Annotated in this window: 18 protein-coding genes; 8 read left to right on the forward strand and 10 right to left on the reverse strand. The window is 62.1% G+C overall.

Annotated elements, in window-relative coordinates; translation table 11 throughout:
- Window positions 1–50: 50 nt before the first annotated feature.
- Window positions 51–770, forward strand: coding sequence for a hypothetical protein (locus tag FB548_RS10760; RefSeq protein ID WP_142124781.1), 720 nt, complete (start codon window positions 51–53; stop codon window positions 768–770).
- 111 nt (window positions 771–881) lie between these two features.
- Here the strand turns inward: FB548_RS10760 and FB548_RS10765 are convergent, their stop codons facing one another.
- Entirely contained in the window at window positions 882–1,529 is a 648-nt protein-coding gene (locus tag FB548_RS10765; protein WP_142124782.1) for a response regulator, read from the reverse strand.
- A gap of 156 nt (window positions 1,530–1,685) precedes the next feature.
- Between FB548_RS10765 and FB548_RS10770 the strand changes: the two genes are divergently transcribed.
- From FB548_RS10770 to FB548_RS10780, 3 genes are all read left to right on the forward strand, one after another.
- Window positions 1,686–2,558 carry a M28 family metallopeptidase gene (locus tag FB548_RS10770; RefSeq protein ID WP_142124783.1) on the forward strand — a complete coding sequence of 291 codons (873 nt, stop codon included), beginning with the start codon at window positions 1,686–1,688 and terminating at the stop codon, window positions 2,556–2,558.
- 429 nt (window positions 2,559–2,987) lie between these two features.
- On the forward strand, window positions 2,988–3,209 hold the full coding sequence (locus FB548_RS10775) for a hypothetical protein (protein WP_142124784.1): 222 nt from the start codon (window positions 2,988–2,990) through the stop codon (window positions 3,207–3,209).
- A gap of 99 nt (window positions 3,210–3,308) precedes the next feature.
- Window positions 3,309–4,115 carry an isocitrate lyase/phosphoenolpyruvate mutase family protein gene (locus tag FB548_RS10780; protein WP_142124785.1) on the forward strand — a complete coding sequence of 269 codons (807 nt, stop codon included), beginning with the start codon at window positions 3,309–3,311 and terminating at the stop codon, window positions 4,113–4,115.
- Between the two features lie 427 nt (window positions 4,116–4,542).
- Here FB548_RS10780 and ggpS read toward each other — a convergent pair whose 3' ends face one another.
- Together ggpS and FB548_RS10790 are read right to left on the reverse strand one after the other, a co-directional pair.
- Window positions 4,543–6,840, reverse strand: coding sequence for a glucosylglycerol-phosphate synthase (gene ggpS, locus FB548_RS10785; protein WP_255470502.1), 2,298 nt, complete (start codon window positions 6,838–6,840; stop codon window positions 4,543–4,545).
- 326 nt (window positions 6,841–7,166) lie between these two features.
- Window positions 7,167–8,081 carry a LysR family transcriptional regulator gene (locus tag FB548_RS10790; protein ID WP_142124786.1) on the reverse strand — a complete coding sequence of 305 codons (915 nt, stop codon included), beginning with the start codon at window positions 8,079–8,081 and terminating at the stop codon, window positions 7,167–7,169.
- 108 nt (window positions 8,082–8,189) lie between these two features.
- On the opposite strand from FB548_RS10790, the gene FB548_RS10795 reads away from it, so the two are divergent.
- A complete protein-coding gene (locus FB548_RS10795) occupies window positions 8,190–9,032 on the forward strand; it encodes a type 1 glutamine amidotransferase domain-containing protein (RefSeq protein WP_142124787.1) in 843 nt (280 codons plus the stop codon).
- A gap of 407 nt (window positions 9,033–9,439) precedes the next feature.
- Here the strand turns inward: FB548_RS10795 and FB548_RS10800 are convergent, their stop codons facing one another.
- Window positions 9,440–9,721, reverse strand: a complete 282-nt coding sequence (locus FB548_RS10800; protein WP_142124788.1) for a hypothetical protein — start codon at window positions 9,719–9,721, stop codon at window positions 9,440–9,442.
- A gap of 158 nt (window positions 9,722–9,879) precedes the next feature.
- Between FB548_RS10800 and FB548_RS10805 the strand changes: the two genes are divergently transcribed.
- A complete protein-coding gene (locus FB548_RS10805; RefSeq protein ID WP_185742084.1) occupies window positions 9,880–10,236 on the forward strand; it encodes a transposase in 357 nt (118 codons plus the stop codon).
- A 57-nt stretch (window positions 10,237–10,293) separates the two neighbouring features.
- On the opposite strand, the gene FB548_RS10810 is transcribed toward FB548_RS10805, so the two are convergent.
- The 3 genes from FB548_RS10810 to FB548_RS10820 form a co-directional block, all read right to left on the reverse strand.
- Window positions 10,294–10,884, reverse strand: coding sequence for a Swt1 family HEPN domain-containing protein (locus FB548_RS10810; RefSeq protein WP_142124789.1), 591 nt, complete (start codon window positions 10,882–10,884; stop codon window positions 10,294–10,296).
- Window positions 10,881–11,558, reverse strand: coding sequence for a DUF5343 domain-containing protein (locus FB548_RS10815; protein WP_142124790.1), 678 nt, complete (start codon window positions 11,556–11,558; stop codon window positions 10,881–10,883). The genes FB548_RS10810 and FB548_RS10815 overlap by 4 nt, the downstream gene beginning before the upstream one ends.
- Window positions 11,559–11,712: 154 nt before the next feature.
- Window positions 11,713–12,501 carry a DUF5694 domain-containing protein gene (locus tag FB548_RS10820; RefSeq protein WP_142124791.1) on the reverse strand — a complete coding sequence of 263 codons (789 nt, stop codon included), beginning with the start codon at window positions 12,499–12,501 and terminating at the stop codon, window positions 11,713–11,715.
- 449 nt (window positions 12,502–12,950) lie between these two features.
- Here FB548_RS10820 and FB548_RS10825 point away from each other — a divergent pair, with 449 nt between their 5' ends.
- The gene (locus tag FB548_RS10825; protein ID WP_142124792.1) at window positions 12,951–13,277 is read left to right on the forward strand and encodes a hypothetical protein; all 327 of its coding nucleotides are present in this window, start codon (window positions 12,951–12,953) and stop codon (window positions 13,275–13,277) included.
- A 51-nt stretch (window positions 13,278–13,328) separates the two neighbouring features.
- Here FB548_RS10825 and FB548_RS10830 read toward each other — a convergent pair whose 3' ends face one another.
- Complete coding sequence (locus FB548_RS10830) at window positions 13,329–14,897, reverse strand: MobA/MobL family protein (RefSeq protein ID WP_142124793.1); 1,569 nt, start codon at window positions 14,895–14,897, stop codon at window positions 13,329–13,331.
- 264 nt (window positions 14,898–15,161) lie between these two features.
- Between FB548_RS10830 and FB548_RS18995 the strand changes: the two genes are divergently transcribed.
- Window positions 15,162–15,482 carry a hypothetical protein gene (locus tag FB548_RS18995; RefSeq protein ID WP_255470503.1) on the forward strand — a complete coding sequence of 107 codons (321 nt, stop codon included), beginning with the start codon at window positions 15,162–15,164 and terminating at the stop codon, window positions 15,480–15,482.
- A gap of 46 nt (window positions 15,483–15,528) precedes the next feature.
- Here the strand turns inward: FB548_RS18995 and FB548_RS10840 are convergent, their stop codons facing one another.
- Both FB548_RS10840 and FB548_RS10850 read right to left on the reverse strand, forming a co-directional pair.
- The gene (locus tag FB548_RS10840) at window positions 15,529–15,798 is read right to left on the reverse strand and encodes a hypothetical protein (RefSeq protein WP_142124794.1); all 270 of its coding nucleotides are present in this window, start codon (window positions 15,796–15,798) and stop codon (window positions 15,529–15,531) included.
- A 666-nt stretch (window positions 15,799–16,464) separates the two neighbouring features.
- On the reverse strand, window positions 16,465–23,877 hold the full coding sequence (locus FB548_RS10850) for an RHS repeat-associated core domain-containing protein (RefSeq protein ID WP_142124796.1): 7,413 nt from the start codon (window positions 23,875–23,877) through the stop codon (window positions 16,465–16,467).
- Window positions 23,878–24,479 lie beyond the last annotated feature (602 nt).

Raw genomic sequence — 24,479 nt, forward strand, 5'->3', positions numbered from 1 at the left:
GAACGATGCGACTACAGTCCCTCCATGTTCCCAGTGCATGGATGCCTGTCATGAAGTCAGTCGCCTCGTCCTTCACCCTGAGCCGAGCAGCGATCGCACTGCTTGCATGCCTGTCCAGCACTGCCGGCGCCCAGTCCCGCGAGGTCTACACCTGGACCGAAGGCCCGGTGATCGTGCGTGGCTCCGACAACACGCGGGAACATCTGTTGAAGCAGACCTTCATGGATGTGTACTGTGTCGACATGCCCGACGCCGGCCCCATCGAGAACGTCGTGTACGGCACCCTCAAGGGTGGCGCGATCTCGTATTACCGGCTGGCCTACACCAACGGTCTGCATGGACACGTGGTGACCTCCACCCTGCCGAATGGCCGCACGGCCTCCGACGAGTACGCGCGACAGTTGCAACGCGAGCAGGACAATGCGTTGGCCATCCGCGCGGCCACCTCCGCGGAGCGCTATGTGGTCGGCACCGGCATATCGACCTTCGGTCCTACCGTGGAGATGCGCCTGCTCAACATCGAAGGCGGCAACGAAGACGGCCCGTTCCCGGTCACGCGTCCCCTGCTGAACGTACCCGATGAACCGCTGTACTCGCTTTCGGTCCATCGCTTGTTCATGCACGGCGGTAGCCGCTACGAAATCGCCGTGCTTGGCGTGCCCGCAGAAGGCGAATCTCGCACTGCGCTGGAAGCACGTGCCGCGCAGCTTGCCGACACCATGCTGGATTCGCTGCAGACCTGCACCGCGTCGATGAAAGCGAAGGCGTAGCCTGCGCGTTAGAGCGCACACCCGCATGCTCGCAATGGACTCCAGCTTTCGCTGGAATGACGGCACGGAAGAGCTGGCGAATCCCCACCGCAGGATGCGTCGCCTGCCCGCTCAGAGCGCGCGCGACGGATCCATCAGTCCCCACTGCGCCGCCAGGCGCGCCAGCGCGATGGTGTCCTGCACGCCGGTCTTCTCGAACAGCCGCGTCTTGTGCGTGTTCACCGTCTTCGCACTCAGGCTCAGGCGTTTGGCGATCTCTTCCTGGCGCAGGCCCTGCGTCAGCAGCATGGCGACTTCCAGTTCCCGCGGCGACAGCGCATCGAACGGCGAAGCATCGCCGCCCACCGTATGCAAAGCGAGGTTCTGCGCCACGTTGCTGCCCAGGTAGCGCTTGCCGCGCGATACGTCGCGTACGGCACGGATCAGTTCGGCCGCATCGCCCGCCTTGCCGAGGTAACCCGACGCCCCGGCTTCCAGCAAGCGCTTCGGCAGCGGGCCATCCTCCAGCACCGACACGATGATCACCCGCACGCCCATGTCGGCACGCACGATGCGTTCGGTAACTTCAAGACCGCTGTAGCCCGGCAGATGCAGGTCGCACAGCACCACGTCCGGTTTGAGCTGGCGCACCATCGGCAATGCGGCCTCGCCGGTCTCCGCTTCGCCCACCACCTCGATGTCGGTGTCCGTGCCGAGGATGAGTCGCATGCCGGTGCGCACGAGGGCATGGTCGTCGATGAGGAAAACGCGGATCGTCATGGGACACGGATGCCTTGAGGTACGGTTCGAGCGTAGGTGGCCGTCCATCGCCGCGCAATTAACATTCTATCGGTTGTCGCACCCGCACATGCAGGAAGCCACATCCGGCACGCGCATCCGCTGCGGCATACTCCGGCTTTCCCAAAGGAATCCGACATGCCCGGCATCCGTCCGCATCTCCGCGCCGCCCTGCTGCTCTCCCTCGCCGCCATCACGCCCGCCTGGGCCGATGACGGTGTCTCCGATCGCTGGCACACGCAGGTCGGCGATGTCAGCGCGCACGCCGACACCACGGCGCGAGGCGATGCGATCAGCCGACGGCTCGACGCCCTGGGCATCGCGTGGAAGCGCGAGGCGTTCGAGCATGACGGCCAGTCCGGCCACAACCTGGTCGCCGATCTCGGCGGCCCCGACGGGGCGCCGCTGCTGCTGATCGGCGCGCATTACGATCAGGTGGACGTGGGCCATGGCGCGACCGACAACGCCTCGGGTGTGGCGGCCGTGCTGGAACTGGCGCAGGCGTTGAAGACGAAGCCCCTTGCGGGCCATCGCGTGCAGGTCGCGTTCTGGGATCTCGAAGAGAAGGGTCTGCTGGGCTCGCGCGCATGGGTCGCCACGCCCGGCCGCGAAAAGCCCGCGCTCTACGTCAATTTCGATGTCTTCGGCTGGGGCGATACCTTATGGATGATGGCGCCGGACGCCGGCACGCCCCTGGTGGCCGCCCTGCGTGTTGCCAGCCAGCACGAGAAGCTCGGCTTCCAGCCCGGTGACAAGTATCCGCCTACCGACCACCTCGCCTTCCTCAAGGCGGGCTGGCCGGCAGTGTCGTTCTCGCTGGTCGGCGGCGACGAGATCGACTCCATCCTCACGGTGTTCGGCGGTGCCAAGCCCGAGCGGATGCCCAAGGTGATGCAGGTGATCCACAGCCCGCGCGACACCACGGCCGAACTGGACCGTGCCCGCGTAGACGACGCGCTGCGCGTGGTGGAAGCGGGACTGCGTGCCTGGGACGCCGCTCCCGCGCCTTGAGCGCGTCTGCCCCAACACACATGCAAACGGGCCCTGCAGGGCCCGTTTGCATCTGGACGAGAACACGCCTGGCTCTTCGGGCGGCGACGGTGTCGGACTCGCGGTCCACCGCCAGGCGCAGCAAGGAACAGGGGGTGTCCGGAGCGCTGCGTTCGGTTCTCTCGTGGCGCCCTGGGTGCCAGCCTTGCGGCTCGGAAGCAGGGTTGCGCGGGGGACGGAGGGGGTGGTTCCGCCTGCCCGACCACTGGCGACGTTTTACGTTGGCGTTTGCGAAGACGGCGTGTACGGCGTTCAGCTGCAGCGCACGGTTTGATGACGCCGGCTCGACATCGATGAACCCGGGCGAACGGCCCCGGGCGCGGATTCGCATCCACCTCACGGATCGCTGCGTAGTTTCGAGTCAGGCACGCGCACTTCCCCACAGCCGCCATGATGACTTTCGACCTGTTCCACGACGCTGCCGACGACGGCAGTTACGAGCTTTCCATCAACGAGTCCCCGCCCCTGCACTTCGCCAGCCGCGGCGCGGCCTTGGGCTACGCAGTCAGACTCGCCAATCAGCGCCACCAGCAAGGGCTGGACTACGCCATCAACATCGAGGGCGGCGATGGCCGCTGGCGCCTGTTCAATGGCTGGCGGCTCTGCGCCTGATATTGCGGGCCTGATGGCGGCATTGACGACCGCATCCGGCGAGTAGCCGGCGCGACGGCATGGCACCCTGTATGCCCATCCCAATGCCGGCTGCCGCCCATGACCGCCCCCTCCGACGCCGTCACCCGTTTCCGCCAGCTCCATCAGCAGGGCCTGCTGCGCCTGGCCAACGCGTGGGATGCCGGCACCGCACGCCTGATCGAGCACCTTGGCGCCCCGGCCGTGGCGACCACCAGTGCCGGCCTGGCATGGGCGCAGGGGTATCCGGATGGCGACCGCCTCCAGCCTGACGCATTGCTGCATGCCGTGGGCGGCATCGTGCGCGCCCTCCATGTGCCGTTGACCGTCGACGTGGAAGGCGGCTATTCCGACGATCCAGCCACCGCTGCCGGCACGGTGATGCGCGTGGTGCAGGCCGGCGCCGCCGGCATCAACCTGGAAGACGGCGCAGGCGAGCCTGCACTCCTCGCCGCCAAGATCCGCGCGATCCGAACCACCTGCGCCGCGCAGGGACTGGACGTCTTCATCAATGCGCGCACCGATGTCTACCTGCGCGGACTGGTCGCGGAAACCGCGCGCATCGACGAAACCCTCGCACGCGCCGAGGCCTACCGCGCAGCCGGCGCCGATGGCCTGTTCGTGCCTGGCCTGGTCGACACCGATGCCATCGCCACCCTGGCCGCACGCTGCGGCATGCCGCTCAACGTGATGCTGCGCCCGCAGCTGCAGGATCTCGCCGCGCTGGAACGTCTCGGCGTGCGCCGCATCAGCACCGGCTCGGCGCTGGCCGAATCGATGTACGGGCGACTGGGTGTGCAGGTGGAGGAATTCCTGCGCGACGACCACACCACCCTGCCCGATCCCCGCGCCATGGGCTATGGCGCGATCAACGGACTGTTCGCCTGACAACGCAGCTGGGAGAGCGGGTAGGATTTTTCCTACAGCACATCGGGGCGACGACCGACGGCGAATGTGACGGCTTTGGACGACGATGCTCGCGTCCCCGGCAGCACGCCCTGCGCAGGCCACGAAAGGCCGCTCTGCAAAGGAAACGGGCGCTGCCTTGAGCAAGCAGCACTGCCGGAGCCGGGGACTCCCCCTTCAGACCCGACCCTCATTGGTCGGGTTTTCTTTTGGCGGCGGCAGGATCAGCCGTTGCCGCCGCCCAGCCAGAGTTCGGGCATCTGCAGCAGGCCGAACAGCACCAGCGCCGTCGCGGCGATCAGCATCCAGGCCATGCTCCGCACCAGCAGGTTGCGCATGTAAGGGTCTCCCTGTCCCGTGTGTGGCACGACTATCGATGCAGGCGCGCGACGAGTCAAAGGTAAATGCATTAAGCCGCGATGGCCGTCCGCGTTTCCGCGTTTACCTCGTCCTCCAAACCCCGCGCTGCGGCAAGGAACTCCCTGCCCCAGCGCGACAGATCGTAGTGGCGGACGATGTCGTACAGCCTGCGCTGGCGGTCTTCGCGCTCGCCCTGCGTCATCACCAGCGCGTGCCGCAATGCACGCGCAAGATCCGCCGGATCATGCGGATTGGTCAGCACCGCGCCCTTCAGTTCTGCCGCCGCACCCGCGAATTCCGACAGCACCAGCACCCCGTCACCGCCATCCAGGCCCTGCACCGCGACGAACTCCTTCGCCACCAGGTTCAAACCATCGCGCAGCGGCGTGATCCACATGACATCGGCGGCGGCGTAATGCGCCACCACGTCGGCGAACGGCAGCACGCGCGCGAAGAAGCGCACCGGCGTCCAGTCCAGCTGCGACAGCCGCCCGTTGATCCGGCCCACCGCCTGTTCGATCTGCTGCTGCAGCGGGCGGTACACCGTCATCTCCTTCGCGGCCGGCACGCACACCAGTACCAGCGTCACTTCGCCCTGCAGTTCCGGGGACTCGTCGAGCAGGCGCTCGAACGCGTGCAGCTTCTGCAGGATGCCCTTGGTGTAGTCCAGCCGCTCGATCGACAGCACAAGCTTGCGCCTGCCGATCTCGTCGCGGATGCGTGCGATGTCCTCGGCCACCTGCTCCGTTTCCAGGCACGCCTGGATGCGGCCCACGTCGGTGCCGATGGGATGCGCGCCGATGCGCACGGTGCGCCCGTCGATGCGCAGTTCGGTGGCCATGTCCTCCACGCCCACCGCGCAGCCGAAGGTCAGGAAGCGCGGCGCGCACTGCGCGCGCGCGGTGACTTCCACCGGGAACGTGCTGCGTACCGCGTCGGTGAAGTTCTCCGCATGGCGCGGGATGTGGAAGCCCACGTAGTCGCACGCCATCAGGCTGCCGAGGATCTCGCGCCGCCACGGCAGGATCGCGAAGATGTCGGCCGACGGGAACTGGGTGTGGTGGAAGAAAGCGATCTTCACGTCCGGGCGCAGCTCGCGCAGCACCGATGGCACCATCCACAGGTTGTAGTCGTGCAGCCACACCGTCGCGCCCGGCGCGGCCTCCGCGGCGGCGGCTTCGGCGAAGCGGCGGTTGACGCGCTTGAACAGCGCCCAGTCGTCCTCGTTGAAGCGCGCGCGTTCCCAGAAACTGTTGATGACCGGCCAGAACGCCTCCTTCGAGAAGCGTTTGTAGAACACGTCCACCTCGTGCTTGGTCAACGGCACATGGGTGGCGGTGAGACCGGGGTAGCGCTCCGCATCCACCGGCGTGTGCAGTTCCACCGGTGGGCCCTTCGGATCGTCCACCGTCCATGCCACCCACGAGCCGGGTTGGCCCTCGCCGAAGAAACTCAGCAGGCTGGGAATGATGCCGTTGGGCGAACTGTGTGGGCGACGCACGCGCTTGCCGTCGACGATGTGTTCTTCATACGGCAGGCGGTGGTAGACCATCACCAGTTCCGCCTTGCCGGGCGCGTGCGTCGGCGGCGCGTAATCGTCGGCGCGCAGCAGGTCGAAGTGCGCCATCGCCTGCAGGATGCCGCCGCAGCCCGGCGCCTCCGCGTGCAGCACCTGGTCCATGCCGGCGGTGGCAGCGAGCAGCGCGGGCTCGGAGTCGCCCACGCACACGCCGGGGAAGCCTTCCCCATACATCGACAGGTCGTTGAGCGTGTCACCGGCCACCAGCACGCGGCCGTGTTCCAGATCGAGTTCGGCCACCAGTGCCGTCAGCGTGCTGCCCTTGCGCGTGTCGCGCGGCAGGATGTCCAGGTAACGGTCGGCCGAATACAGCACCTCGCAGCCCAGCGATGCCGCCACGGCTTCCACCTCGGCCTGGATGGTCGACAGCTGCTCCGGGTGGCAGTAGTACGAGCACCGGCGCTCCTGCGGCACTTCCTGGCGCACCAGCATCGGGAAGCGGCGCATCGCATCGACGACCACGTGCTCGCCCGGCCAGCGCGCTTCGATCCGCGACTGCAGCGGCTGGATCGGCTGCATGTCCGCGGTGCGCAGCACGGTGGCGCCCACGTCGCAGATCAGGTAGTCCGGCGTAGGCAGGCCGGGATCGGCCAGCAGCGGCAGGATGGCTTCGCGCCCGCGCCCGGTGACCCACGCCAGCTTCACGCCGGGATGGGCGTCGACCAGGTGATACAGCTGCTTGCGCGCGACCGGATCGCCGGCCAGGAACGTGCCGTCCAGGTCGGTGGCCAACAACAGCGGATCGGACGAATTCTTCAACAGGCTCATGCAGGTGCACTCCCAGTGGGTGGTGTGCCGCGCACGGAGGCACGACGCGACGCGTCAACGGACGCAGGCGGGGATCGATCGCATCGGAAAGGCGCTGCAAGGCAGGCGCAGGAAGAGGGTTGCCGCGTGCGGAACACGCTGCGCGCAAGCGCGCTACAGATGCGCGTCCATCTCCGGATGTGGACGCGGACATCGACTGATGCGATGCAGCATTGTAGTCCGCCTCGTCGTCGCAAAGGTCAACGTGATGTTAAGAACGTTAAATTCCGCCGGGAAATCCGCGTTTTTTCAACATCACTGCACGTGATGTCGCGTGCGAGCGATGCTCACGTGCGCGTCGTTGTCGCCGACACCAGGGCGTCGATCAACGCACGCGATGCTGCGGAGAGACGACGATGCGGCGCGTAGATCAACGAGAACGGACGCGTGCGTCCCGACAGCTCCGGCAACACACGCGCCAGCTCCGCACCGCGACGCGTGCAGGCATCGATGATGAAGTCGTACGTCTGGCAGATGCCGACGCCGGCCTGTGCCAGCGACACCACACCCAGCACGTCATCGGACACCTCGAGGCGCGAGCACGGCACCCAGTCCACGTCACCGCCGTCCACGCGGAACAGCCACGGCGCCACGCGTCCGCTGCTGGGCAGCACGAACGGCAGGCAGACATGCGTCGCCAGGTCGTCCAGCGTATGCGGCGTGCCGTGCGCAGCCAGGTAGTCCGGTGAGGCCACCACGCTGAGCGTGGCGTCTTCCAGTGTCCTGCCCACCAGCCCGCTGTCGGGCAGCGCGCCGAGCCGGATGGCCAGGTCGTAGCCCTCGGCCACCAGGTCCACGTTGCGGTTGGCGATGTTCACCTCCAGCCGCACCTGCGGGTGTCGCTGCACGAAGTCCCGCAGCAGCCACGGCAGCCGGTAGTGGCCGTAGGTGGTCGGCACGCTGATCCGCACCTGCCCGTTGAGCGTGCCGGCCTCGCCCTGCACCGCACGCTCGGCGTCGTCGATCAGGTGGAACGCGGCACGCGCCTGCTCCACATACAGGCGGCCGGCTTCGGTCAGGCTGGTCCGGCGCGTGGTCCGACGCAGCAACTGGTTGCCCAGCCGCGTTTCCAGGCGGGCGACCGCGCGGCTGATCACCGACGGCGTGGTGGACAGCGCCACCGCCGCAGCCGTCAGCGAGCCGTGGTCCACCACCGCCACCAGCGCCTCGACATCGGCCAGGTGATCGAACCGTCGCGCCATTCTTGCCTCCGGAGAACAGATGAATCCCTCTCAGGCCAATTTATCGCCTCGCGCGCCAGGAATACAGTGCGCGCCACCCCGGGCTTCCCGCCCGCACCGGAGACCCCCATGAAACTGCTCGCCCCTCTCACCGCCGCCGTCCTGCTTGCCTTCGCCTCGGCCAACGCCCTGGCCGCCCACGTGCTGGTGGTGCTGTCCGATGCCGACCACCTCGACCTGCGCGACGGCCAGGTCTACCCCACCGGCTTCTACCTCAACGAACTGATGCAGCCGGTCAAGGCACTGCGCGACGCCGGCCACGAGATCACCTTCGCCACGCCGGAAGGCCGCGCACCGACGGTGGACCGCACCTCGGTGGACAAGGCCTACTTCGGCAACGACGCAGCCAGCCTGCAATCGCACGCCGACCTGCTGGCACAGTTGAAGCTGACGTCCGCCACCCAATCGCCGGTGCTCAGCCTGGCCCGGGTGGAACAGATCGGCTATGGCGAATTCGACGCCGTCTACATTCCCGGCGGCCACGCGCCCATGCAGGACCTGCTGACCAGCCCGGCGCTGGGTCGCCTGCTGACCGACTTCCACCAGCAGGGCAAGCCCACCGCCCTGGTCTGCCACGGCCCCATCGCCCTGTTGTCCACACTGCCGCGCAACGCCGCCTTCGTGCAGCGGATGGAACGCGACAACCGCGCCCCGGCGCCGGCCGACTGGATCTACGCCGGCTACCAGGTCACGGTGATCAGCAACGATGAGGAAGAACAGGCCAAGGCCGCGCTCAACGGCGGCCGCATGAAGTTCTACCCGCAGACCGCGCTGCAACAGGCCGGCGTGCAGTACCGCAGCAATGCCCAGCCGTGGCAATCGAACGTGGTGGTCGATCGGGAACTGATCACCGGCCAGAACCCGGCCTCGGCGCAAGAGGTGGCGAAGGTGTTGCTGGAGCGGTTGGACTGACAGCGGCGCCAGCGTGCCCGCCTTGTGCGCTTGCCGACCCGGACAGGCGTACAGGGCGGATCATTCCCCTCTACTCACACAAAGCCTGGCGAGAGAGGCGAAAAGCCTGGCTCTACTCACACATAGCCTGGCGCGAGAGGGAAAAAGCCCGGCTCTACTCACACATCGCCTGGCACGAGAGGGAAAAAGCCCGGCTCTACTCACGCAAAGCCTGGCGCGAGAGGCGAAAAGCCTGGCTCTACTCACGCAAAGCCTGGCACGAGAGCGAAAAAGCCTGGCCCTACTCGCACATGGCCTGACACGCCAGTGAAAAAGCCTCGGCCATCCTGGTCAGCGATGCCCCGTGCACGACGGTGCCGGATGGTCGGACCTCATGGGGCGCCGCACCCGACGCCTCGGTCCACCGGTCAGGCCAACAGGATCTTCATCAACGCGACCGTCGCCACGGCCGCCACCAGCCAGATCGTCACGCGCTTGAGCAACGCGGTATCCAGCGCCCCGGCCGCCCGCGCTTCGCGCGACGGAGTGAAACCCACCACCAGCCCATGCACGGGTAACGCGACCACCAGCAGGAACGCGAACACCCAGTTCAACGTTTCGTCCCCCAATCGCGGCCAGATCAACGGCATCACGATGCCGGCGAAGAGGCCGGCGATGGCGGCGGCGATGGGGGTGGGGGTAAGTTTCATGTGGGGTGATGTCCGATAGAGCCCATGGCCAAGTCTAACGGCTGGGCGCAACGTGCAACTCTGCGGAAAGCTAGCGGATAGTCGTAGGATGGGTTGAGCGAAGCGGCCTTCAACGGCGAAGCCGGTCTACCCATCAACGCCATCTCCGAGGTCAAGGAATGACCGACTACCGACGCACTCTCGTCCCCGGCGCCACCTACTTCTTCACGGTCAATCTCGCTGACCGTCGTGCCACGCTGCTGGTCGACCACATCGACCTGTTGCGCGACGCGATCCGGTACGCACGCCAACGGCATCCCTTTGTCATCGATGCTATGGTCGTACTGCCCGATCACCTGCACGCCATCCGGACCCTACCATGGGGCGATGCCGACTTCCCTTTGCGCTGGCGCCTCATCAAGACCTGGTTCTCTCGCAATCTGCCGCTTGGCGAACATCGACGCGCCAGCCGCATCGACAAGGGCGAACGCGGCATCTGGCAACGACGGTATTGGCAGCACCTGATACGCGATTAACTACTAAGATCGAGTAGAAATGCTCACGTATAAGCTCGACGCGCCACATTGAGTGCTTCAGCTTTTTGGCCCTTCTAAGACCCGAAACCAATCTCGGATGGCCAGCTTTAGCCGATCAACTTCGTCGTCGGCTAGTACACCGCAGTGGGCAATAGTCCCGCGAAGCATGTTCAGGCCAGAGAGAACGCGGCCGACCGCCGACTGATTGCTGAGCATCCCCGCGAAGTCACTCCAATTCTCGCGAATGATGTCGCCGAGCTGCCCAAAGGTCGTGTAGTCAATTTTGTCGTCAGACCGCTGAGTCACTGCCGCCTGAGCTTCACGCGCCTGATTCTTCTTTACTTCATCTAAGACGCCTTGCGGCACGCGCGTATCCCACCAGTTGTCACCGTGAGCCGCTTCCATAGTTTCAATGATGAGGCGACGGATGTCGTTCTCAAGCAGATAGAAAAGCTCGTAGTAACGCGCCATTTTTACCGCGTTTCTACGATTAGCCAACTCGAACTGCCTAATGAACGGCTCAAGATTGTCGTCCCACTGTTCCACGCCCTTCGCATAGTCAGGATTGGCCGCGACATTCTCAGCATTCACGCCGGACTGAATCACCGCACATTTGAGAACGAATAACTCAACGGTGTGGTCGTTCATGTCAGGAGGTTGCCTTTAAGGCTGCGGAAGATAGCGTTGTAGACCTCAACATTCGTGCTCTCGGGCAAAATGATGTTGATGTTATAAGCCAGCGCCAAACTCTTCTGCAGCGTTTCAACCGGCGTGCCCGGCACGCCGTCTCGAACCGGCTGCTCTAGTTCCTTATCTTTGTCCGGCTGAGCCTGGTCCTCGCGGAAGTCCTTTCCGTATTGTTGAAACACCTGAAACGTGTTGACCATGTAACCCACGACAGAGTCGGTTTTAGGCAACCCCGTGACCGCCACAACGATATCGGTCAATGCGGGCCTGTCAGCGCGATGGGCATACTGATTCCGCCGGAAGATCTCGGCGAATCCGTTCTTTAATGCCTGAACCGCGGCCCCTGCCCTGCCGGCGTCAGTCTGAAACTGCGAATACAGCTCCGTGGGTGCTCCTGATTGACTGAGGAATCCCACCGTTTTCAGGATGGGTGGAATAGGCCTAGCTGCACCGCCGGTGGCGCCCATGACGGTAGCGAGGAAATCAGTATTGAAGACGGAGGGTTTCTCCGATGTTGGAATCTTATCCATGACCCGCTTCAAGACGCCGTGGCTCGTCGTGTAGGGAAGACCTCCAGGAATCTTCCGGCGTGCAGCCTTCTCCGGTGCTGCCGTAACCGCTGCTGCGTCAGACATAAACTCTTCTCCTTAAGCGCTGATCCGTGATGTCGAGCCTACTTAAAACAGTCCGTAAAATGGGTTTAGCGCAGCGATACCCATCATCGCGGACGATCAGGCGCGCCGAAGCGATGGGTATCGCTATGCTCAACCCATCCTACCTTTCTTGCGTTCAAGAGGACGGAAGAAACGCCCCCGCCTCGACAAGCTCGACGCCCGGCGCAGACCGCAAACAGGCTGCTAGCTGAGGAACGTGTCCCTGCCCGTAGAACACCACCGCGCGATCACCGGGCTTGAGTGCTTGCAACAGTCGCGCACAGATCGCGAAATTGCGCTTCGCCCACGCGGCATTGAGTTCGACCCCTGGCTGCTGCTCACCGCTTCCGTAGCGCAGGAACTCCGCGTAAAAGCTCGCGGCCTCATCGAGGGCCTGCGGCGTGTTCATCTCGCGCAGCACGCCGCCGATGCTGTGGGTGGTTTGCAGTTCGGTAATTCGCGCCGTGATGCCCTGGGCCTGCGCCATCAGCGCTTGCAGATCGCCCGATTTGCCATTGACCTGCGCCCACGCGCTCAATGGTTCGAATGGGAAGTCACCCGGGACATCCAGCCCGTGAGCGCGATCGAGCCCCACCTGCTTGGCCAAGCGGAATCCCAACTGCACGACCTCATTGCGGGAGGCCGGCAGTGTGCCGTCGAGATAACGCGCGTAGTTGTCGCGCGCCGCTTCAGCCGGCCACTCGACGCCGACGAATGTCGGTTGAAACCCGGCCAGGGCATCGGTCACCGCCTGCAGTTCCGCCTGACGCCGGGGCACCGTGACGTCTACCGACTCCACGTTGGCCTGGTCCTGACCCGGATTACTGAAGTGGTAGGTACCGATGAGGATGACGCGGGCCGGCGGCCCTGCCGCCCATGCGGCGCCGTGCAGAAGGAGCAATGCCAGCACAAGGAGACGACGCATGACCGGTTCCTCCAACACGTAGGTTGAGTAGAGCGCAGCGGCTTTCAATGGCGAAGCCGGTCTACCCATCATCGCGGATGATCAGGCGCACCGAAGCGATGGGTATCGCTACGCTCAACCCATCCTACATTTCATGGCGGCCGAAGTGGCGGAGAGAGTGGGATGGAGGTAGGTCCCACCTAACCGCTTGAATTGACTGCAGAACCCGTTTGGCGGGGTCTCCTGGTTTGTGTCCGAGGATTCTAGTGGCAGGACGGGGTGCCGGATCAACCCGACAGCTACATGCAGTTACCGTCGAGTCACCCCTATCGTCCGCCGCACCATACTGGTGAAGGCGACACTTTTTTGACGCCGATAATCAATTTTGTGAAGTAATTCCGGTGCGCGAACTTGCGCAATTCGTAAATGCTGCTTGGCTGCGAGTTCCTTCCCCCGCAACCGGAGCAACCATGCCAGATCCCCAAGTTCGTATCGCCACCCAACTGTTGAGCGGCACGCTCTACCAGACCCAAGGCAAGACCCCCGAGCAAAGGTCAGAGGCCATTGAGCTCGCCCTGGAGGTGGCCGCCGAAATCTTGAGCAAGCGAGGCCGGGGTATGCCGACACTGGACAACAAACCACCGACCGAAGGGACGGCCTCCCCCAGAATGGCGACCAAGGAAAGGGTCATCGAACGGCCGGTCCTTCCTCCCCTGGGCGGCTTGCTTACCCAACGCCGGGGTCAGGGCAATGCATCCCCCGAAAAGACGGATCGCAAAGGGCCCACGCTTCATTGAAATCAGAACCAAGCGTCATGACCATGCCCCGCCATCGCGGGGCGTAGTCGTTCAATGCAGCCGAGGTTTAGGGGGCGGCGGCTTTGCCGCTTCAGCACTCAGCTTCGCGCTGTCGACTGGCCCGAAGGCCGGTGGCAGCGAATCGGACTCCAGCGGGTAGTTCTTGAGCAGGTGGCTGCTCCACGCTTCCACCGCTTCTACAGCGCTCACCAGCCGCTGTTCACACGCAGCTTCGGCCTCGGGTGACCGGGCCTCTCTGGCGGCCTTTAGCGCAGCCAAACGCTGCTCAATCGCCGCCAATCTGCGTCCGCGGCGTCTTGCCCAGTCCTTCTCCGTCCCGTCGGCCGGCTTCGGGTTGGATTCGACGAACTCTTCCAGAGAATGTTCCGCTCTATGGAGCAACTTCAGCGCGTGGCGCTCCGCGAGCTGCCGCCGCCCGCGTTCCGTCGCCCAACGCCGAAGCGTCTTGAGCCGCTTGATCAGCTCGCGCAGGTCGGTGCGCAGGCGCGAATGATCGGCAAAGGCAGCAAGGCGGCTGGCGTGGTCCTCGAGGAAACGCCGGGCGTTCTTGAGCAGATCGATGACCGTTGCCAATGCGTCATCAAGCCACAGTTGGACTGCCTCACCAAAAAGGTCTTGTGTCGAAGGGCCCGGGCTTCGGGGAGGCACAGCGATCTGTCCGACGGTCAGACCCGCGATCCCTTGGACTCCACGCATCTGCCCGCCTCCGGGCAGCGTCAAGTCGACCCCACGGGGGTTCGCCCTCCGGCGATCGCGGCGAGCTTGCTCTAGACCGTGACCATCCGTCGATGCCATTGCCCTGCCCTCCCGCTCAAACGTCTGGAGGAGCTTCTCGAATTCCTCATAGTTCTCCTCTTGGATTGCCGCATTGAGTGCGGCGCGCTCGGTGTCTTCGCCTCGCCGGGCCAAGGCCGCTGCGTTCTTCCCGACGTGTTTCGTAGGCCGGCGGCTCAAGAGCGCAGCGGACACTACATCGCCTCGGGCCATCGCGGCTGCGGCTTGGGCCTCAAGGCTTCGGTGATCCACTTGGGCACCGACCTGCGCAGCAGCGAGGTGGGCATTGGTCACCCGAGCGACCATCTCTCTAACCCACTCGACCTCCGCCCTCCCCGCCGGCCCGCCGTCTAGTTCCCTGGTCTTATCCGCCAATCCATCGGCATCCAGTCGGCGGGTGGTGGCGAGGACATGTAGGTGCCAGTTCAAGCCGCCTTTGGCGTCCGGCGAGTGGATGCTCGCCTGAGCGGCGAACTGGTAACGATCGACCAAGGCACGGGTGAGCTCCGCAGCGAGCGCTGATCGCTGGTCGTCGTCGAGTTCGTGCGGCAGCGCAATTTCGAACTCACGGGCAACGGTCGCGTCCTTGCGCCGCTCTGCGTGCTCGGCCGCGCACCAGAGCCGTGCCGGAACCATCGACCAATCCGGGGCATCGGTCGGAACCACGCAGCGCGTTTCCACGACGCCGCCACGCCTGCAGTAGTCGTGCCGCGCGCCCGTCTTCTCGTCGACGAGCAGCAGGCCCGCGCGATAGGCCGCGGCGGCGACAGACGAATGGCCTTTAGCGCGGCTGAAAGTTTTGACGCGTGCGTGGTAGATCGCCATGGGGAGCTCCTGTTCGTGCTCCGCTCTTTATGCCTCGGCTTCTGATTTACGCAAGCCGGGAACGGCTTGGGGTTCCAGGGGCGAAGCCCTTGGCGCACGCGTTCCCCGAAGGGGAATGCCTAAGTGCGCTCTTGCTCTTCCAGCTTTGGCTCTGACTCTCAGTCGTAGGGGGACTTGAATGGCCTGCAGATTTGGCGGGCCGGCCGATCTTGACGCGACCGATTTCTTTGCTTCACTCAAGGCAGATTAGAAGCGGAGATCGGAATGACAGCCCCAAATCAATACCATGATCGAATCCAGCGAGCCACGCAGCAGCTCGCGCAGCTGCAAGCGCGTGAGCTTTTAGCGAGCCAGCGACGAGATTCTAAAGCCAAGCGAAAGGCGAAGATGGAGGAGGCACGACGGCGCGCTCGCGTAGCCGAGCTAACGTTTCTAGCAGGTGCGCAATCACTCGATGACGCGGAACTTGTCGGAGTTCTTCGCCAGCACATCCAGAACAGGAACGGCCAACTAAGACAACTTACTTGCGAAGTCGGCGCTGCCTGGATGACGGGATCATCCTCCAGGAGCGACACGCGACACTAACCACTGGGTTGGATTCCTCTAATTGCGGTCCGCACCACTGTGCATCCTAGATCTTACTCTTACACTTTTGATTGGCACCATAGCGATCCCTGATCTGTCTCAGCAAATCCTTCAGTCTCTCAACGGGCAGAGCTCTTTCCTTGATAGGCCGCAGGTCGTCTACTTCGGCAAGAGCATGTTTGATCGCAATCTCTACTGCTGCTTCTAGGTCGGCCCAAGGAATCGGGCCGCCACCCTCGATGGACTTCAAAGCCTTGTCCAAAGCCGAGCCAAGTGCAGCATGAGCCTCTGCGGTTTCTTGAACTGAATTTGTCACTGGCTGGATACTCCTGCCACACAAGGCGAAGCGGGAAGTGGTCTATTCCGAACGGGCTAATTGCATTTCAGTTATTTGGATGACGGGGCAGGTTCAGCAGGGGGCGCCTCGTTGCATACCTGCTCACCAAGCAGAGCCCGGACAGTCTTAGGATCCCTAGCGCGATCGCGCTGTGGATCCCAGCACGCGTATGGCGTGTGAGTGTTGAGTGCGGATCCAACCTTCACCACGTTAAGCGTGCCAAGAAACTGTCCATAGGACGGGCCCGAGAACTCGCCCGGCTCTCTGATTGTCTGCGAGAACTTCCCGACCACCTCCACGTATCGATTCAGCCGAAGCGTGAGCTTCTCCTGATGCTGAGGGGTTGTGTCCAGCAGGGCTACCGCGTTCTTCAAGATGACGTTTTCGGACGAGTCCCTGTCGAAGAAGAGAACGTCCATCAGACCTTTGGTATAGAACCCAGAAATCCGGACGAACTTCCCATCAAAGTAGTCAGGGTGAGCTGCCAGGGTATAGATCGAAACATGACAGGGGTCAGCCTCAGATGCCTTTGAAACGCCGCAGAACGGCCTCGCGGACCCAGCTTCCGTGGCGGGTCTATCCTCCGCTTGGCACGAAGCCAGTAAAGGAAGCAGAACGAGTATCCCAAACGAAATCGCTCTCATATCAGTTCCCACAGTCGACAGGCTGGATGATGGTGCATGCATAGTTGGAACCGCCTGATGGAGTTTGCATCAAGGCATCTGCGTAACTGAAAGACGACAGCGTGACAGGTGAGCCACCATAGGAGTAAACGTTCACCTTCTCAGACAGAGCGAAGATGACGTCGCTCGCGTCATCATGCGTTCTGGCGAACAGCTCACCGTCGCGATTATCGATAAGGTTGTCTCTTCCGGACAATTGAACGCCTGAAGGGATGGACGGATGGGTATGGACCCAAGCTGTCTTCGAGAACAACGGTAGCTTTGCATCGGCCGGCATGACCCAATCATAAGCGCCATTGCTCCAAGGTCCACTCACTGACCACGCCCCATTGGGTGCCTGAGCGATCCAAGCCCCGATCTCGACCTTATGAAACTCAGCAATGGGGAGCACCACTTCACCCCAAGCTTGAGCGATCTGACGTTCGGACGTGTAGTAGTTAGCTGCAACCCGAGCATAAAACCCGGACTTGACCAGAGCAGCCTGCGCATCCCTCATCGCGGTATTTGCCAGCTCCATGTTCTCTGGGGCTCTTCCGGCTCGACTGGCCGTCCGAATCCCATCGCTCCTCTTTGCCATTGCGCCTTGGATCGCCCCACTGATGGCTCCGTTGGCAAACTTGCCCCCGGTTGCAGTAGATATCGTTCCACCCAACAACGCTCCAGTCGTGATCCGGCCCAGGTCGTTCTTGATGCCGCTGAGTTGCGGCATCACGGCGGCAGTGAGACCCGCAGCCACAAAGCCATTGCCGAAGTTGCCTCCATTGAGAGTTTCCGCGATACCGCCCGTCATTCCTTGAAACACGATGCGGCCCCATATGTCCAGACCCAACTGGCCAATGCCCATCGTGATGCCGGCAGTGAGCGCGCCTGTGACCGCGCCGCGGAGAGTGCCCGTCGCTACATATCCCGACGCCGCGCCGAATGCGATGGCGACACCGAGCTTGGCGAAGAATCCTCCGTCCATGCCCCAGGTGACGTAGGTGCCTATGATCGCTATGGCGATGCCCAGGACCTGTCGGAATGTTAGGTTTCCTGAGGGATCGGTGTATGCGAGTGGGTTGTTGAAGACGTAGGTATAGGCATTCCAGCTCTGAGTATTGTCAGGCGCCTGGACGAACGGATCCGCTTGCATGAAACGACCCACCTCCGAATCGTAGATTCGCCCGTTCATGTGAATTACGCCCGTCCCATCCAGCCCCTCGTGACCGGTGAACCCTCTATTTGTCGTAGAGGGAGCAGAGCCCGGCGCGGCAGGATCCGCGTAACTGCGTCGCCCGCCGAACGGTGCGTAATCCAACCCTTCTGCTACTGACCCGTCGGCGTTGGCAACACGAACCAAGCTCCCAAGGTGATCTTGGAAGAGGAACCTTGTGCTGTTGACCGTGCCGGCGATGACGGTTTGAATGGCCACGCTTCCCAGATAGCGCTTGAAGCTTGTTGCACCGCCTTGGGTGATCACTTCAACGCCGTTGACGTAGAGCGTTACTTTTCCAGCCTCCTCTTTTTTGTAGCGCTTTCCGTCCGGCCCATACCAGAATCGAACCCGCTGACCATTGCCCATGAGGATTTCATAGGCCTTGTTGTCTACCGAGTATTTCACCGTCCTGTCGTTGGCCGTGCCAGGTGCATCGCGCAAGGTTTGATTTCCGCGCATGTCGTAGTAATAGAAGGTCGCGCTGGTGCCGGTGCCGGACTGGCTGACGGCGTGCGGACTACCAGATCCGCCCGACATCGAGACCATGCCTGTGGTGGCTCCATAGCTGGAGATCCCGCGCCTCCCCTCCCCCAGATCCAGCCCTGCAGAACTTGCACTTGACTCGCTGTAGCGGCGAGTAGGCGTTTCGGGGGCCTTGTGAGCGCGACTATCTCTCCAAGCCGCCGGTAAGCTGTTGTCGGCCAGGACAGGATGTTGATAAGACGGGAGCAATGGGGAAATTTTCGCCTGGCTACCCAACGGGGTAGCGGACAATGCCGCGGCCCCTCCGCACCCGTCTGCGCCGGCATAATCGAAGCCTAAGCCATTCTTCATGCACACATTGCCCAGGTCATCGTAGCCTTGGGACAGGGTGACTTGGTTCGCGGGTTGGCCGTTCTGGGCCAGAACCTTTGCCTCAATCAGGCGATTGAGCGAGTCGTATTGGAATGCCTCCAGATAACGGCTCTCTTTCTGATGCGAGCTCAGATTACCCGCCGCATCCCAAAGGTAAGCTTCGTTCGTGAGATTGCAGCTTGTGGACCCAGCGCATATCGATGCGATGCGTCCGGTGAGAGGGTGGAAACTCCTGTTGACCTCCATGGCGGCCGTATCGGCCCTGCGCTCCTTGGTAACGTTACCCCATGCGTCCGTGGCCAGTATTCGCTGATAGGTGGACGCCGGCACGGAACAATTTGGATCCTGATCGGTCCAGTCGCTTTCGCAAACAGCGACGATGCCTCGATTCCCATACTGCGTCTTCGTCCACAGCGAAGTGGCGTCCTGCACCCTCACCACGCGGCCTAGCGCGTCATAGACGGTAGCCGACATATACCATTGGTTATCGATCTGGTAGGTGCTGCCACTAGTCCTTCCCAGCGCATCGTAGTAGTGATAGTTGACGATGTTCAGCTCACTGCTGGCCTCACCGACGAGCCCAGAATATGTGCCAACCGTAGTCTCCATGGTTACCGAGCCACTTCCGTTCTGGGCGGTATCGAAGACAGACGTGGTTTGACTTTCTATGGCGCCGTTAGCAAGTTTTACCGTCTTACGCCACACTCGGGCCCTTGCATCGATCTCATTCTCTATACGTTGCCCTTCGCCATCGGTTTGAACGATGAGCTCTCCCATCGCGTTGTATTGGAACGTGGTGGTGCCAGAGTCTGGGTCAGACTGCTGTATCTTCCTTCCGAGCACATCGTAGACATACGAATTGACGATAGTGCCGGCGCCGGCGTCGCGCGCGACTGTTTTGAGATTGCCATCTGCCGTATAGGTATAGTTTGTGGTGAGGCCCGCCGCGTCTTGAACAGAGACGAGCTCTCCCTTTCCGTTACGCGTTTGCGTCGTCGGATTGCCTCTCGGATCTACCGCCGTTGTGGCCAACCCGCTGTAGCTGTTCGATACTTCACTACCGTCGGCAGCCAACACATGCACTGAGCGCCCCAAGACGTCGTAGGTCGTAGTTGTCCACTGGCGCGATGGTGACGTGCAGACAGCATCAAGGCCCGTCGGTCCGTCTGTTCCAGCCGTGCCAGGAAGGAAGAACGGATTGGAAAGCCGCCTTGGCTTACCCGTGATGTCATATTCAGTGCAGACCGCCGACACGTCCTGGTCAGCCACGCCAGCATTGAAGGTTTCCATGGCCTTCATTACCGTGCGTCCTAGGACGTCCATGTAAACCCACTGAGACGGCGATCCAGGACTGGCCAGCTTCTGGCGCATCCTTGCACCTACGGGGCAGTTCACTTGGCTGCCACACCAACGGTAAGTGGTAAGCGAGGTCATGCCGCCGTTACCTGGCGACGCATTGGGGCTGGTCTTCTTCCAACCGAAGTAGTCGCGACCTAACGCACCCTTGATCGCCAGGGTTCGAACGTTGTTGATGTCAAGCGCTTCTACGGGATCACCGAAGATGTTCCGCTGCAACACACGATACGTTTGACGTTCTTCTCCGCCCGCGTCCGTCCAGAACGGCTCGAAGGTCGCGACCGGGAAGCGACCCAATGAATCGTATTCCACACGCGAGTATCGCTTAACTGCGTCCAGCGTGCTGGGGTGGAACTGAAATCCTGCCGTGCTGCACGAGGCGGCGGGCGCCCCACACGTGACGAGCATGGAGTGATTTCCATATGGGTCCAGTTGATATGCCTTGGTGAGGGCGAGATCGGCCGACCCACCGGGTTGGGTCCGTTCCTCGGTCATAAGACCGGTAGCAGCCCCACCCATGTCATAACTGAAGCCCACAGTCCTTACGACAGGAACCTCACCGGGCCGCTGATGGGTCACGGTGCTGCTCGTAAGGCGACCAAGTCGCCACCTTGCGGCATCGTCGGCGTATGTGTTGTCGGTAGTCAGCCTCATTGACCAAGCCGTATCGCCGCCATTGAAAGTATCAACAACGGTCTGGCTAACGTTGCCACCGGCCGTGTAGGAGAAGGCTGTGGCTGTCTTGCTGGTCTGAACTCCCGTATATGGATCCCGCACCGACTCTTCCGAACCGGCGGTGCGAACGTGGAGTGGCACCTGCGCCGCAAGGGACGCCGGCGCCACCTCCCAAATCTGAACATTGCTAGAGAAGGCGCTTCCCCCTATTGCGGGAAAAGCTTCGCCTAAGGTTGGGTAGCACAGATTGGTGATCGGTTGGGTCAAGCAGGAGGGAGCGGCATAACTCTGCCCGGGAAATGCCGATTTGACCGTTTGAGTGGGAACCCCAACGAATGGAAAATTCTGGGCATAAGACGTTGTGGTCGCGACGTAACCGCCAGACTGGTTAGGGTCGATAGTGACGGTCTCACGGAAGCCTAAGAAGCCTCGCCCACCCGCCTGCACCCTGCCCCCGGCATATCGGTAATACAACGAAGCCTTGGCGCCGGGATTGCCTGCGATTGGAGCGCTGCTCGATACACGCGCAACAACGTAGCTGGACGCGATCAGGTCGACCACGGGGGAGCCGCGACCGACGTTCAGCCCATTCCGTGAACCGGTATCGCGCCGGTAGACGTCTTTGTTTGTCAGTGCGGCGTAAACGATGTCCGTCTCAGACCCCAGTCCATTGACCACCTTTACCATCGTGTCGCGTGGCTCAAACCGGGTCGTTGCACGAGATACATACAGCGCAGGATTGTTCTCATACTTGAATGACATGAAGTCAAGACTTCCGTCCGCGTCGAAATCTGAGAACATCGGTGAGAACTGATCGGGATTGCAGCTTCCAGAGCACAGCCGCGCGCCACCACCGGGCATTGGCGACGCGGTGGCGGCATACCCCCCTGTGCTCAAGGCATATCGGACGGCGTATGCCTTGTAGCTACCATAATCAGTTAGAACAAGAGCGTCTGCGCGCCCATCGCCATTCACATCCTGGAACTGGGTCTGGTTCTTGTAGGTGCTTATGCCCAGATCAACGGGAGCCTGGAAACCAGCACCGGTATTCTGGCTGAACCGCCAGCTTTGGGAACCCAAATGACGAAAGAACATGTCGGTCAGACCATCGCCGTTACCATCTGCGATCTTCAGAGCACCTGGATCCACACCGTCGATTATCGATCCGATACTTCCATATGACCTGAGCAACACAGTGCTAGCGTCGGCCGCGTGAATGGTGAAGGCATGCAGCATCGGCGTATAGGCGATCACACACCCAATAGGATCTGACTTCGTTCTCTTAGAGGAAGCCACCACCTCTGATAGAAGCGGCGTGATCCGGACCCCCGCATTGGGACGCGAGTGGGAAAGCAGCTCCCCATCCACAGCAGCGCTCCTTGCGGTGGTGCAAGCCATCGGGGAGCTCAATACCTCAGAGATATCGATGAGCAGATCTGACGCCGAATCGCCGTTGAAGTCCGCGAGCTGGTTGTAGCCTGTCTCCTTTGTTGGCGCGCCTGCTATCGTGTATGAGCAGTAATAGCCGGGCTCATTGCAGAATGGATGCGTCCAGCCGATGGTTGACTCGTCGATTGCGATGGTTCGCTCGGAACCCCACCCGAAGGTGGCACCTTGGCGCTCCATGGTGCGAACACGCATGGCGCCGCCGCTCGGGTAAACGATATCGGTCAAGCCGTCACCGTTCAGGTCCGCCAACTGGACTTGATCGCTCTTTGCCGTGTTTGAAGGGACAATTGGCGACAGCCCAGCAATCAAGTTCTGACTTGCGTCAAAGCCAATACCGGTGGAAGGATAGACTCGCCAGCCTTGACCAGCGGGTCCGCTGACGAAAAGATCATCGCGTCCGTCACCGTTGTAATCGAGAAGATGCCAAGCACCCACTCCACGGGTGGTAATCGCCGCGGGCAGACAGATGATGCCTCCACTTCCAAACGCCGGCCGGCCGCTGGCGTCCAGCACACTCAGCGCAGACACGATGTAACTGGTCGAGCAGCCGCCGCTCCCGCTTCTCAGGTAGACGAGATCGGATCGTCCATCTCCGTTCAGATCACCATACTTGTAACCAGAGAAGGCGGAGATGTCTAAAGCGAGATTTCCGGGCGACTCTTGCGTGGCAAACTCATATTTGCCTTGACTCCACAGGAAGCTCGTCGGCGCAGAGCAAACAGCCCCCGTGCTATCCCGGCATTCTTGCAGTCCAACCAGCGTATCCACATTGCTGCCGGAAGCGCTCGGCGCATACGTGAGCAGGTAGTGCCTAGCCTGCTCAAAGCCGGCGCAACCCATGCTGCCGCAAGAGGTGATACTTGTGAGGAAGCGAGTTTGTGTCAACGTCCCTCCAGACACGTATCCCTTGCTCCACTTTGTCGCAGGTCGGACGCCGTAGTTAAAAACCACCTTTGCGTAAGGTGCAGATGAATTTCCGGACTGACCAGGTAGATTTGTCTTTCCAGTGAAGCGGACCTCACTGATCAGATGCTCGCCAGTTCCCGCACCAGCAGGATTCTCAAGATAGACGTAATCGATGTAGTTGCCTGTGGAGTCCTGGAAACGTGTTTGCGCCCAGTTCAACGCCGCAGCAGGATTAATCGGTGAGTTTGTCTCGAAGTAGCCGTCTGGCCGGTTGGCGCTGCTGTTGTTGTCACGGTCGCCATACCAGCTCGTCGAGCCATCCTTCCCATCTACCGTAAAGAAGCTTGGCCCGCTCTGAGAGCCGTTTGTTGTGTAAGCGCACACCCTTTGAAAGGAGTCGACTTCGGTAGCAAGAGCGACACCACTCATGCCGCTGACCGAAGGGCACGTAGCAGCTAGCGGAATCAAGCGTTGTCCGTCTAAGCAGAATCGGTCGGAGGACGAGAAGTTGACGGGTCTAGGATTACCATCTGGCGTGGCCGCACCGATGAAGTCGCCTGCCTCGCGAGTTGCACGGCACCGAGAGATAGATGAGAGGCCGCCGATCGCCCAGCCCTTCCCCACTGGCCCGTCGTTCCCCTGGCTGGAGTAGCTCAACGTGAGCTTTGGCACCACACCGGCCGTGCCAGAGACCGCATAGATGGGAACGGAGTAGGTCGCCGCACCGGATTCATCGACGCGAAACTCAGCGCCCGTCGCGGAAACGGCATCTGAGAGAGGATCCGGCTCCGCAAGCACGCCGGGCTGCGAAGGTCCACCCGTGGTCTGAGCCACAACTTCAGTGATGATGGCACCTAGTGGCACCAATATGATCGAGCAAACCAGGAGGAAAAGTGCGACAGCAGCAGGAGACAAGCGCGGCGAATTTGCACTGGGCATGGGAAGTCCCTTTCCGCGCCCTCACTCTTTGAGTGAACACGCGACGTGTCGTGGAGAGAAATCCACGCTCCGCATGACGGTCGGATGTCGGCCTCATCCGGAATGCAGATCCACCTGCCGATGCCCCGCAGGCCCGGCGGCGCGAGTAATACTCCCCTAAGGAACTACTCGCAAATACCTAGGCTAGGCAACACCTTCTTGCTAGATCCTTCGGCTCGCTTCACGCCTTCAGATCAGTATTTTAGGGCGAATACTTGCAGAAGAGGATCACTTCACTTGTCCATTCGAGAAGCGCCAAGCTCACGCGCACGGGAGCGAGAAGCGCGGCAACTCACCGCCAAGGCTGCGGTAGACCCGAGACGGCGCGGAGGAGACATGCCCTTGGGATGAGACCGAGGGCCCTGAATTCTTCTCAGATGGCCCAGCGTAGATGAGGAGAACTTAAGTTGGGTCCGAGGCCTATCCTAGGCCTGCAAGAGGCGAAGAAGTCGACGCCGAGACAAGTTGTCAGCATCCTCACCGCAGCAAGCAAACGGCGAGCATGCGGCCCAGTGTTGGCAGGAAGCGCCAGTGCTGCCACTTAGGCTGCAATGCCCGGAGAG

This window comes from Pseudoxanthomonas sp. 3HH-4, assembly GCF_006716465.1.
Taxonomy (GTDB): Bacteria; Pseudomonadota; Gammaproteobacteria; order Xanthomonadales; family Xanthomonadaceae; genus Pseudoxanthomonas_A.